The following is a 10923-nucleotide window of genomic DNA, read 5'->3' on the forward strand; positions in this document are numbered from 1 at the left end:
GCGCCTGCTTTACCTACTCCGATCGACTGACCCGGAAGTAGGATCCGGCCCGACGGTGGCCGTCGCCACGGCCACCGGCGCGCGGCTTGCGTTGTAGAGGGCGAGGTTCAACCTGGTGTCGCTCTCGCGATGTCCCTCGACGCTCAGCACGTCGTCGCGCTGGAGCATGCGGGTGAAGGTCGCGTCGAGTTTTCCGCGCGCGATCCAGGCTTCGTCGCCGAAGACATCCTGTGCGAAGCGCGAGAGATAGGCGAACGACATCATTGCCGCCGGGATCGCGACCCGCGCGCCGATCGCCTGCGCGAGGTGATCGTGCGTGTGATAGTTCTCGGCCGGCAGGCTGAACAGGCGCGACTTCTCCAGCGACAGGTCTATGCGGCGCGGCGGCAGGGGAGATCCCGCAACCGGCGCCGCGGGAGGCGGCCGGGTCGCGGACGGTGCGCGCTGTACCTGGTCGCTGCGGATGGCGCAGCCATGGTCGAACACGGCGAGCGCATTCTCGTCGGCGTCGAAGAACGACGCACGCATCACGATGAAGTCGCGGCCGCGCGTGCGATATTTCTCGACCAGCTCGACGTCGGCACGGATCGGCCGGCCGAGCCGGAACGGGCGCAGGAAGCGCGCCGACGACTTGCCGTGCAGGAAGGGCGTGCCGATCAGGTGTCCGTAGCGCTGGCGGAACAATCCGAAATGGCCGATCTCGCCGGGCGCTCGCAGGTAGAAGCCCGAGGGCCACCACATATAGGTCGACAGGAACTGCGGATGGACGAGCGCGTCGGCCGGATCGCCGACCAGCCAGCCGCTCTCGTCCTCGACGGCGTAGGCGAATTTCCGCACCGACTCGATGGCCGGGCTGAAGAAGGTCGAGCCCAGCGCCAGCGGCACGGGCAGCTCGTCGAAGGTCGCTTCGGGTGTCGGCGTCATGGCGCGTGACACCTATCGGCTTGCGGTGTCTGATGCAAAGCCACCGGAGAGGGAGGCGTCGATGCGGGTGAAGTGGGGAGAGCGGCCGCGCTGGTATCGCTGGGCCGTGCCCGGCGCCTTCGTCGGTATGGCGATCGGCGCCTGGGCCGTGTTCCAGTATGCCTATTACGGCACGACGCTCGATCGCTACCTGATCATGATGGCGGGTCTTCTGGGCGGCGGCGCCATCGGCGCGCTGCTGGCCCGTCTCACCGCGAAGTAGCGCCTCAGCGCGGCGACAGCGCGTAGAAGAGGTGGCCGGTCCACCAGCTCGCCGTGCCGTTGAGGCGGATCGCGAAAAGGCCGATGCCGGCCACCATGGCCAGCCAGAACAGCGTCTTGGGCACCTGCGCGCGGATCGCGATCACGCCGGCGATCACCAGCGCATCGAGCGCCATGTCGATGTAGGTCATGGTGCGGCCGGGATATTCGTGCGCCGTCACCAGCACGCGATAAAGGAAGCTTGCGATCAGGTAGCCCGCCGGCACGTAGCGGATGATCGGGCCCGCGGTCCTCGTGGGTTGCTCGCGCATGTCGTTCTCCCCGCACGGACGGCCTAGCCGCCATGCAGCCGTCGCCGTAGCCATTCTCCGCCGCTCCGCAGACTATGCCGATCGCGCCGCGGGAGTCACCGGGCGCCAACGAGAAGCCTTTCGGGGGAAACGACATGGATGGCTCGCCGCATGGCGCTGCGCCGAAGACCGGCAGCATCGAGGGCCCGCGCTCGTGGCGGGCGGCGTGGCTGACGCTCGCGATCCTCTCCGTGTCGTTCGGCTCGCCGTTGTTGATCGTCGTCGGCCTGAAGCCGATGCAGGAGGCGCTGGGCCTCGAACGCTCGGTGCTGGTGCTGGCGGGCTCGCTCGCCTGGGTCGGCACCGGCGCGGGCGGCATCCTGATGGGCTGGCTGGCCGACCGGATCGGCGTGCGCGCCACCGTCGCCATCGGCGCCTGCATGATCGCGGGCGGGCTGGCGCTCTCCTCGCACGGCACCCTGTGGGCGCTCTATCTCGGCCACGGCCTGATGCTCGGCCTTTTGGGCAATGGCGGCGTCTACCCGCCGCTGCTGATCTATGTCAGCCGCTGGTTCGACCGCCGCCGCGGCACCGCGATCGCGCTGATCTCTTCCGGCCAATACGTGGCGGGCGTGCTGTGGCCGACCATCTTCGAGGCCGGCATCAGCTCGTGGGGCTGGCAGGCGGTGATGCTGGCCTATGCCGGCGTGGTGCTGGCGCTGATCCTGCCGGCGACCTTCTTCCTGAAGCCCCCGCCGGCGGCGCCGGTCGAGACGCCGGCCGCCGCTACGACGCAAACCGCGACCACGACGCCAACAGGCAAGCGACTCGTCGCCGGGCTTCATCCCAATCTGGCGCAGTTGCTGATCTGCATCGCGGGCTTCTGCTGCTGCATGCCGATGGCGATCCCGCAGGCCCATCTCGTGGCCTTCTGCAGCGACATGGGCATCACGCCAACGCGCAGCGCCACCATGCTGTCGATCATGCTGGCGGCAGCCTTCCTCGCGCGCCAGGCCTGGGGCGCACTGGCCGACCGGGTCGGTGGCCTGCGCACGATCATGGCCGGCTCGGCCTTCCAGGCGGTCACCATCGCGGCCTTCTCGTTCACGCAAGGCGAGGCCGGCCTGTTCGCCATCTCCGCCGCCTTTGGCCTCGGCTTCGCGGGCATCATCCCGTCCTACGCCGTCACCATCCGCGACCTCTACCCGTCGTCGGAAGCCTCCTGGCGTATCCCGCTCACCCTGTTCACGGCGATGAGCGGCATGGCCGTTGGAAGCTGGTGGGCCGGCCTGCTCTACGACCACTACGGCTATTACGCCCCGGCCTTCGCCTCGGGTGTGGCGTTCAATGTGCTGAACCTGTTGATCATCGGATTCCTGATCTTCCGCCTGAACGGCCCGCGCCGGACGATGGCGTGGCCAAAGGCCAAAGCCGTTTAGGTCGACGCCGGACTCCGGCGCCGGCCGCGGCCATGGTAATTGGAAGCATGGCAACAGTCGGATTGCGCGGAAAGATCCAGGCGCTCTACTTCGGCGACGACAGGCGGGCGCGCCGGTTTCGCTACGGGCTCATCTGTTTCGACGTAGCGACGATTGCCCTGTTCCTCGTCTCGCCCTTCGGGGGACACCAGCCGTGGATGATCGCGCTCGATCTCGTTATCGGCGTCCTGCTGTCGATCGAGTTCCTGGCGCGTCTCTGGGCGCAACGCAGACCTCTGCGCCATCTATTCAGCCTGACGTCGGCGGCCGACCTGGTCGTGATCGCATCGCTGCTGCTGCCCGTCTTCCTCGAAAACTTCGGGTTCCTGCGCATCGCCCGGGCCCTGCGCCTGCTGCGCTCCTACCACCTCCTGCGCGACCTGCGGCAGGACTCGGCGTGGTTCCGGCAGCACGAGGACATCATCACGCGCACGGTCAACCTCGGTGTCTTCATCTTCATCGTGACGTCGGTCGTCTACGTAACCCAGCACAACATCAACCCGCACATCGCCAACTATGTCGACGCGCTCTATTTCACGATCACCACGCTCACGACGACCGGCTTCGGCGACATAACCCTGACCGGCCCCGGCGGCCGGCTCCTCGCGGTCATCATCATGGTCGTCGGCGTGGGCCTCTTCCTGCGCCTGCTGCAAGCCATCTTCCGGCCCAACAAGGTCCGCTTCGAATGCCCGTCCTGCGCACTCCTCGTGCACGACATCGACGCCGTGCACTGCAAGCACTGCGGCATCGTTCTGCAGATTCCGAATGAGGGTGTTTGAGCGGGAGCGGCGGGGGTGAATGAGCGCCGTGCGCTTCCGGGTCCCGATGGGCGAGCCTGGATGATGTAGATTCCGCCCGGCACGCGCCAAAGGCATCGTCAGGAAAGAAAACGGCCGGGAATTACCCGGCCGCTCCCCCGACTTTCCAACGACAGGCCAGTGCTTTGGACGGTCTGGTTTTGTGTGAACAGCAGTTACTGGATGACGATTTCGACGCGACGGTTCTGCGGCTCGCGGACGTTCGGGCCGGTCTGCACCAGCAGACCCTGCTCGCCACGGCCAACCACCGCGATCGCGGTCGCCGGCACGCCTTCGCGAACCAGGGCGTCCTTGACGGCGTTCGCACGACGCAGCGACAGCGCCATGTTGTAGGCCTCGGTACCCGACGTGTCGGTGTGACCGGTCGCCGTGATGCGGGCGTTGCCCTTGGCCTTGTAGGCGCCGGCAGCCTGCTTGATCGTCGTCAGCGCCTGGGCCGACAGGTTCGAGCGATCCCAGTCGAAGAACACCATGAACGACGGCGGAGCAACGATCGGCGGCGGGATCGGCGGAGCGGCCGGCGCCGAGCCGAACTTGAGCTGCAGGCCCACCATCAAGCTGAAATTGTTGTTCGGGACTGTACCGTTCAACTGGAATGGAAAGCCGGCCGCCCTGCCTGTGTAGTTATAATTGGGAGCGGTCGTACCGTAGTAACGGCCTTCCAGATTGAGCCGGATCTGGGGGTCGAAATTCCAGCCCACGCCGGCCATCGCCTGGTAAGCAAACGCCGTGGCGTTGGCCGTGCCGCCAGCAGCACCGGCCGTGAGGAAAGCCACACCGGCGCCGGCACCCACATAGGGAACGAACGCCTGGCCAGCCATGAAGTCATAGTAGGCATTGGCCATGACCGATATCTGATCGACATTGGCGTTCGCGCTGCCGCCGATCCCCGGTACGCTTACGGTTCCGTAATTGCTACGGTAAACGCCTTCAAGTTCCACACGAGGGCCGAGAAGGTCGTAGCCGATAACGCCGCCAGCAAGCCAACCCGTGTTGTAACTTGCGTTAATCGACGTGCTTGCCGACCCGAAAGGCGGAACCGTGAGGATTCCGGTAAAGGAGCTGTTCAGCATCCAATTGAGGCCACCTTCGGCACCAATGTAGACACCTCCGGGCTGCAACGACTGGGCCTGCGCGGCCACCGGCAGTGCGAGCACTGCAGCAGCGACGACTAGAGTCTTCTTCATATATTTCATCTCCCCAAATTTCCGCTACCGGTTAAGGTTCGGTGCGGTGCTTAAGCAACTCCAGGTTATTCTCTGCCGGAATGCAACTCTAGCTCCAAAACAACCCGGGGTGTTTTTCCGGGCGCCACTGTGGCAACGATGCCGCTATGGCCTGCTCCGGCCTTATCGGCCCGGTTGTATCGGTAAGACACTCAATTATTGGGCGTTGGCGCGCCGAGGAAATCATCCAGCGGACGGTCAATCTCGGCGTCTTCATCTCCGTCGTGACGTCGGTCGTCTACGTCACCCAGCACAAGATCAATCCGCACATCGCCAGCTTTGTCGACGCGCTCTAGTTCACGATCACGACGCTCACGACCACCGGCTTCGGCGACATAACCCTGACCGGCCCCGGCGGCCGGCTCCTCGCGGTCATCATCATGGTCGTCGGTGTGTAACCCATCCTTCGAGACGGCCCTTCGGGCCTCCTCAGGATGAGGAGGGATGGTTTAACTCAGGACGGACGGGCTCTATGCAGCCCCCGTCACCGCCAACGCCTGTGTAAGATCCGCGATCAGATCATCCGGGTGCTCGATGCCCACCGACAGCCGGATCGTCGTGTCCAACACGCCGATGCGGGCGCGGACGTCGGCGGGGACGCCGGAGTGGGTCATGGCGGCGGGGTGGCTGGCGAGTGACTCGGTGCCGCCGAGGCTCACGGCGAGCTTGAAGATCTTCAGCGCGTTCAGGAAGGCGAAGGCTTCCTTTTCGCCGCCCTTGATGTCGAAGGAGAAGGTCGAGCCGGCGCCGGTGCATTGCCGGTCGTAGACTTCCTTCTCGGGCGAGCCTTCCTCGAGCAGGCCGAGATAGTGGACCTTCGCGACGTTCGGATGCGCGGCCAGCCAGTCGGCGACCAGCTTGGCGTTGGTGTTGGCGCGCTCCATCCGCAGGCCCAGCGTTTCCAGCGAGCGGCCGAGCATCCAGCAGGAATGCGGATCGAGCTGCGTGCCGAGGCTGCCGCGCAGCGCGCGGATCGGCGCCATGATCTCCTTGCGACCGAGCGTGGCGCCGGCGATCAGGTCGGAATGGCCGCCGACGTACTTTGTGAGTGAATAGACCGAGACGTCGGCGCCGTGGTCGAGCGGGCGCTGGAAGACCGGCCCTAGAAGGGTGTTGTCGCAGACCAGCACCGGCGGCACGCCGTCCTGCCAGCGGGCGATCTCGCCGGCGAGGCGGTGCAGCAGGGCGATGTCGACCAGCGTGTTGGTCGGGTTGGCCGGCGTTTCGATCATGATGACGGCGATGCGGCCCTTGCCCAGGGTCTTCTTGCGTGCCTCGGCGATCGCGTCGCGGATCGCGTCCTTGTTCACGCCGTCGACGAAACCGACCGCCGAGATGCCGAAGCCCGAGAGCGTCTTCGCCAGAAGGGTCTCGGTGCCGCCGTAGAGCGGCTGCGAGTGCAGCACCACGTCGCCGGGGCGGGCGAAGGCGAGCAGGGTCGTGGAGATCGCCGACATGCCGGAGGAGAAGAGCGCGCAGGTCTCGGCGCCCTCGTAGACCGCGAGCCGGTCCTCGACGATCTCGCTGTTGGGATGGTTGAAGCGCGAATAGACCAGGCCGGCGGCGCTGCCGGCGGGCGGCGTCTTGCGACCCGACACGTAATCGAAGAAGTCGCGGCCTTCCTCGGCCGAGCCGAACACGAAGGTCGAGGTCAGGAACACCGGCGGCTTCACCGCGCCCTCCGATAGCGCCGGATCGTAACCATAGGAGAGCATGAGCGTCTCGGGCCGGAGCTTGTGGTTGCCGATATGCGTGCGGGAGGGGCGGGGTGCAGTCATGGCATGTCTCCTGTCGCGAGGGCGGAAGAACGGGCGGCTTGGGACGGTCGCACCCGTCGCCGGTCGGCATGATGACGGAGAAGATGGCGGCGAATGTGACGAAAACATGTGCGCGCGGCGTGCGCATAATCGGAAGTTGTATCCGCTGCGTGCGAAAGCGGACTGTGTGCACCTTATGGTAGCAACCGGCGCGCAATTTCAGTAGAAACGCATTCTTCCGATATCGGGGTCTGGGGAGGCTCGCGGTGACGGACCTTTGACGGGGGCACGCGTGGCGTCTTTTCAAGGTACGATTGCGCTGTCGACCAGCCTCAAGCTGAACGGCGTGGCGCTGGGTGACAGGTCGGGTTTTTCGGTAGCTTCCGCGGGCGACGTGAACGGCGACGGTTTCGCCGACCTGATCATCGGCGCGCCGCACGCGGATCCGATGGGCTTCTATGCCGGCGCAAGCTACGTGGTGTTCGGCAAGGCGTCGGGCCTCGGCACCACCATCGAGCTGTCGAGCCTGGACGGCACCACCGGCTTCAAGCTGACCGGTGCGGAGTCGGGCGGTTCGAGCGGCTGGTCGGTTGCTTCGGCGGGCGACGTGAACGGCGACGGTATCGACGACCTGATCGTCGGCGCGCAGACCGCCACCGGGCACGGCAATGTTTCCGGTGCAAGCTTCGTGGTGTTCGGCAAGACGTCGGGCTTCGCCGCCAACATCGACCTGTCGAGCCTCGACGGCACTTCGGGTTTCAAGCTGAGCGGCGTGGCGTCCGGCGATCGCAGCGGCTGGTCGGTCGCCTCGGCGGGCGACGTGAACGGCGACGGCTTCGACGACCTGATCATCGGCGCCAAGTATTCCGATGCGAACGGGACGGATTCGGGCGCGAGCTACGTGGTGTTCGGCAAGGCCTCGGGCTTTGCCGCCAATCTCGATCTTTCCAGCTTGAACGGCACCAGCGGCTTTCGCCTGGAAGGCGGGGTCCCCGGCGATCAGGTCGGCATCTCGGTCGCCTCGGCGGGTGACGTGAACGGCGACGGCATCGACGACCTGATCGTCGGCGCCAAGTTCGCCGATCCCAACGGCCTGAATTCCGGCGCCAGCTACGTCGTGTTCGGCAAGGCGTCGGGCTTCAGCGGCATTGTCTCCCTGTCCTCGCTGAACGGCAGCGACGGCTTCAAGCTGAGTGGCGCCGCGATACGGGAGTATGCCGGCTACTCGGTCGCTTCGGCCGGCGACATCAACGGCGACGGCTATGACGATCTGATCGTCGGCGCCTTCGGTGCGAAGCCCGCCGGCAATTCCTCGGGCGCAGCCTATGTCGTGTTCGGCAAGGCGTCGGGCTTTGCCGCCAATCTCAATCTTTCCACCCTGAACGGCACCAACGGCTTCAAGCTGAGCGCCACGACGACGAACGTCTATGCCGGCTGGTCGGTCGCCTCCGCGGGCGACGTCGACGGCGACGGCTACGACGACCTGATCCTGGGCGCCTTCCGCGCCAACGGTTCGTCCGGCGTGGCCTATGTCGTGTTCGGTCAGGCCTCGGGTTTCGCCGCCGAGCGCAAGCTCAAGTTCACGCCCGGAGAGAATCTCCTCGTGCTGGCGGGCTCGTCCAGCGAAATGGCCGGCTGGTCGGTGGCGTCGGCCGGCGACGTGAACGGCGATGGCTGGGACGACATGATCATCGGCGCCCGCGCGGCGACGCCGGCCGGAACCTATTCCGGCGCGAGCTATGTCGTGTTCGGCGGGGCATTCGGCACGCCGTTCGTTGGCTCGACCGGCACGTCGGCGGGCGAAGTGCTGATCGCGAGCAGCTCCAACAACCGGCTGACCGGCAACGGTGGCGCCGACGTGTTCCACGGCGGGGCGGGCCACGACATCCTGGTCGTGGGCGACATGACTTTCCGCCTGGCCGACGGCGGCACCGGCACCGACACGCTGGCGATCGGCGGCGGCGGGTTCACGCTCGACCTCACCGATCCGATGATGGCCGGTCGGCTCGACAGCATCGAGCGCATCGATCTCACCGGCACCGGCAACAACGTCCTCAAGATAGACCAAGCGGCCGTGCTGCGCGGCGTCGGCGCGACGACCGGCGGCAAGCATGTGCTGGTGGTCGACGGCAACGCCGGCGACGGGGTCGTATTTTCCGAGCAGCTCTGGACGAAGGTCGGCTCGGTCACGCTGCCCAGTTGGTTGGGCAGTCCCGGCGGCAGCTTCGACCGCTGGGTGCTCGGCAACGCCGAGGTCCAGATCAGGGGCACGATCGATCAAAGCATCGCGCCGCCCACCGGCGCCATCATCGTGGGAACGGCCGGCGACGACATCATCTCGACATCCGTGAGTGTGCCCGGTCAGCCGTTGGCGACCGACCTGGGCGACACGATCGACGGCGGTGCGGGCAACGACGCGCTGTATGGCGGCGGCGGTGACGACACGCTGATCGGCGGCACGGCGGTGCTCGGCAGCGCGAACCAGCTCTGGGGCGGGGCCGGCAGCGACACGGCGTCCTATGTCGGCACGGTTGCCAACGTCTACGCCGACCTCGGCGCCCAGAACGCCTATGTCGGCGGCATGCTGGTCGACCAGATGAACTCGATCGAGAACCTTTTAGGCGGATCGGGCGACGACACGCTGGTGGGAGACGCGGGTGCGAACACGCTCAACGGCGGCGCCGGCACCGATTATCTCTACGGCCAAGGCGGCGACGACACGCTGATCGGCGGTGCTGCAGGCTTTGCGAACACCAACCAGCTCTGGGGTGGTGCGGGCAACGACACGGCCTCCTATGTCGGCACGACCGGCTCGGTCTATGCCGACCTCGGTGCGCAGAATGCCTATGTGAATGGCACGCTGGTCGACGTGATGAACTCGATCGAGAACCTCGTCGGCGGCTCGGGCAGCAACGTGCTGGTGGGCGATGCCGGCGGTAACGTCCTGACGGGCGGTGCGAACACCGACTATCTCTATGGCCAGGACGGCAACGACACCTTGATCGGCGGCGCGGCTGCCGCCGGTAGCGCGAACCAGCTCTGGGGCGGCGCGGGCAGCGACACCGCCTCCTATGTTGGCACGGTGGGCACGGTCTATGCCGACCTGGGCGCCCAGAACGCCTATGTGAATGGCGTGCTCACCGACGTGATGAACTCGATCGAGAACCTTTTGGGCGGCTCGGGCAGCAATACGCTGGTGGGCGATGCGGTTGGCAACGTCCTGACGGGCGGCGCCGGCACCGACTATCTCTATGGCCAGGACGGTAACGACACGCTGATCGGCGGTGGCGCGGCTTCCGGTACGGCCAACCAACTCTGGGGCGGTCTCGGCAACGACACCGCCTCCTATGTCGGCACGACCGGCACGGTCTACGCCAATCTCAGCGCGCAGAATGCCTCTGTCGACGGCGTCCTCACCGACCTGATGAGCTCGATCGAGAACCTCACCGGCGGTTCGGGCAACAACACGCTGGTCGGCAATGCGATCGGCAACGTCCTGACGGGTGGCGCGAAGGCGGACTATCTCTACGGCCAGGATGGCGACGACACGCTGATCGGCGGCGGTGCGGCTCCCGGCACGACCAACCAACTCTGGGGCGGCTCGGGCAACGACACCGCCTCCTATGCCGGCACGACCGGTTCGGTGTACGCCGACCTCGGCGCGCAGACGGGCCATGTCGACGGCACGCTGGTCGACCTGATGAACGCGATCGAGAACCTCACCGGCGGGTCGAACGCCGACACGCTGGTCGGCAATGCCGGCGCCAACCGGCTCGAGGGTGGTGCGGGTGGCGATACGCTGTGGGGCAAGGGCGGCGCCGACGTCTTCGTCTACAAGGCCTATGCCGACAGCAACCTCGTGACCGGCTACGACATCATCGCCGATTTCGTATCGGGCACGTCCAAGCTCGACCTGACGGCGCTCGGCCTCGACGCCAGCCACGTCGTGATCCAGTCCAACGGTCAGTCGACAAGCCTCTACGTCGAGAAGATCGCGGGCGTGTTCGACATGTCGACCGATCTTGCGATCTCGCTGGTCGGCCCGAACGCGATCGCGATGGGGGATATCCTGCTCTGATATTCGCGCGCCTGGCGTGCGAATAGTCGGGGCGGTGCCCGGTCCGACACAATTGTGTCCCAGTTCGAGAACGAACCGAGACGTGTGC

The 10923-nt window shown here is 66.3% G+C and carries 10 protein-coding genes; 6 read left to right on the plus strand and 4 right to left on the minus strand.

The window, feature by feature from the left end:
- Window positions 1–9 precede the first annotated feature (9 nt).
- Window positions 10–924 carry a hypothetical protein gene (locus AC1RP5_RS09260; RefSeq protein ID WP_493110345.1) on the minus strand — a complete coding sequence of 305 codons (915 nt, stop codon included), beginning with the start codon at window positions 922–924 and terminating at the stop codon, window positions 10–12.
- Window positions 925–985: 61 nt separating this feature from the next.
- On the opposite strand from AC1RP5_RS09260, the gene AC1RP5_RS09265 reads away from it, so the two are divergent.
- On the plus strand, window positions 986–1186 hold the full coding sequence (locus AC1RP5_RS09265; RefSeq protein WP_493110346.1) for a hypothetical protein: 201 nt from the start codon (window positions 986–988) through the stop codon (window positions 1184–1186).
- A 4-nt stretch (window positions 1187–1190) separates the two neighbouring features.
- Here AC1RP5_RS09265 and AC1RP5_RS09270 read toward each other — a convergent pair whose 3' ends face one another.
- The gene (locus tag AC1RP5_RS09270) at window positions 1191–1496 is read right to left on the minus strand and encodes a hypothetical protein (protein ID WP_493110347.1); all 306 of its coding nucleotides are present in this window, start codon (window positions 1494–1496) and stop codon (window positions 1191–1193) included.
- A 134-nt stretch (window positions 1497–1630) separates the two neighbouring features.
- On the opposite strand from AC1RP5_RS09270, the gene AC1RP5_RS09275 reads away from it, so the two are divergent.
- Both AC1RP5_RS09275 and AC1RP5_RS09280 read left to right on the plus strand, forming a co-directional pair.
- On the plus strand, window positions 1631–2914 hold the full coding sequence (locus AC1RP5_RS09275; protein ID WP_493110348.1) for an MFS transporter: 1284 nt from the start codon (window positions 1631–1633) through the stop codon (window positions 2912–2914).
- Window positions 2915–2961: 47 nt separating this feature from the next.
- Window positions 2962–3735 (plus strand): ion channel, encoded by a 774-nt coding sequence (locus tag AC1RP5_RS09280; protein ID WP_493110349.1) that lies wholly within the window; start codon window positions 2962–2964, stop codon window positions 3733–3735.
- A gap of 194 nt (window positions 3736–3929) precedes the next feature.
- Here the strand turns inward: AC1RP5_RS09280 and AC1RP5_RS09285 are convergent, their stop codons facing one another.
- A complete protein-coding gene (locus tag AC1RP5_RS09285; RefSeq protein WP_493110351.1) occupies window positions 3930–4961 on the minus strand; it encodes an OmpA family protein in 1032 nt (343 codons plus the stop codon).
- A 146-nt stretch (window positions 4962–5107) separates the two neighbouring features.
- On the opposite strand from AC1RP5_RS09285, the gene AC1RP5_RS09290 reads away from it, so the two are divergent.
- Both AC1RP5_RS09290 and AC1RP5_RS09295 read left to right on the plus strand, forming a co-directional pair.
- The gene (locus AC1RP5_RS09290; protein ID WP_493110352.1) at window positions 5108–5296 is read left to right on the plus strand and encodes a hypothetical protein; all 189 of its coding nucleotides are present in this window, start codon (window positions 5108–5110) and stop codon (window positions 5294–5296) included.
- Between the two features lie 6 nt (window positions 5297–5302).
- A complete protein-coding gene (locus AC1RP5_RS09295) occupies window positions 5303–5398 on the plus strand; it encodes an ion channel (RefSeq protein WP_493113323.1) in 96 nt (31 codons plus the stop codon).
- A 72-nt stretch (window positions 5399–5470) separates the two neighbouring features.
- Here AC1RP5_RS09295 and AC1RP5_RS09300 read toward each other — a convergent pair whose 3' ends face one another.
- Window positions 5471–6778 (minus strand): cystathionine gamma-synthase family protein, encoded by a 1308-nt coding sequence (locus AC1RP5_RS09300; RefSeq protein WP_493110353.1) that lies wholly within the window; start codon window positions 6776–6778, stop codon window positions 5471–5473.
- A gap of 271 nt (window positions 6779–7049) precedes the next feature.
- On the opposite strand from AC1RP5_RS09300, the gene AC1RP5_RS09305 reads away from it, so the two are divergent.
- The gene (locus AC1RP5_RS09305) at window positions 7050–10835 is read left to right on the plus strand and encodes a beta strand repeat-containing protein (protein WP_493110354.1); all 3786 of its coding nucleotides are present in this window, start codon (window positions 7050–7052) and stop codon (window positions 10833–10835) included.
- Window positions 10836–10923 lie beyond the last annotated feature (88 nt).

This window comes from Reyranella sp. GW821-FHT12G01 (genome assembly GCF_058806575.1).

Excerpts from the sequence above, each read along its gene's own strand:
- AC1RP5_RS09265 (WP_493110346.1), top strand. The coding sequence starts at position 986 with ATGCGGGTGAAGTGGGGAGAGCGGCCGCGCTGGTATCGCTGGGCCGTG.
- AC1RP5_RS09285 (WP_493110351.1), bottom strand. The coding sequence starts at position 4,961 with ATGAAGAAGACTCTAGTCGTCGCTGCTGCAGTGCTCGCACTGCCGGTG.
- AC1RP5_RS09280 (WP_493110349.1), top strand. The coding sequence starts at position 2,962 with ATGGCAACAGTCGGATTGCGCGGAAAGATCCAGGCGCTCTACTTCGGC.
- AC1RP5_RS09290 (WP_493110352.1), top strand. The coding sequence starts at position 5,108 with ATGGCCTGCTCCGGCCTTATCGGCCCGGTTGTATCGGTAAGACACTCA.
- AC1RP5_RS09270 (WP_493110347.1), bottom strand. The coding sequence starts at position 1,496 with ATGCGCGAGCAACCCACGAGGACCGCGGGCCCGATCATCCGCTACGTG.
- AC1RP5_RS09300 (WP_493110353.1), bottom strand. The coding sequence starts at position 6,778 with ATGACTGCACCCCGCCCCTCCCGCACGCATATCGGCAACCACAAGCTC.
- AC1RP5_RS09275 (WP_493110348.1), top strand. The coding sequence starts at position 1,631 with ATGGATGGCTCGCCGCATGGCGCTGCGCCGAAGACCGGCAGCATCGAG.
- AC1RP5_RS09260 (WP_493110345.1), bottom strand. The coding sequence starts at position 924 with ATGACGCCGACACCCGAAGCGACCTTCGACGAGCTGCCCGTGCCGCTG.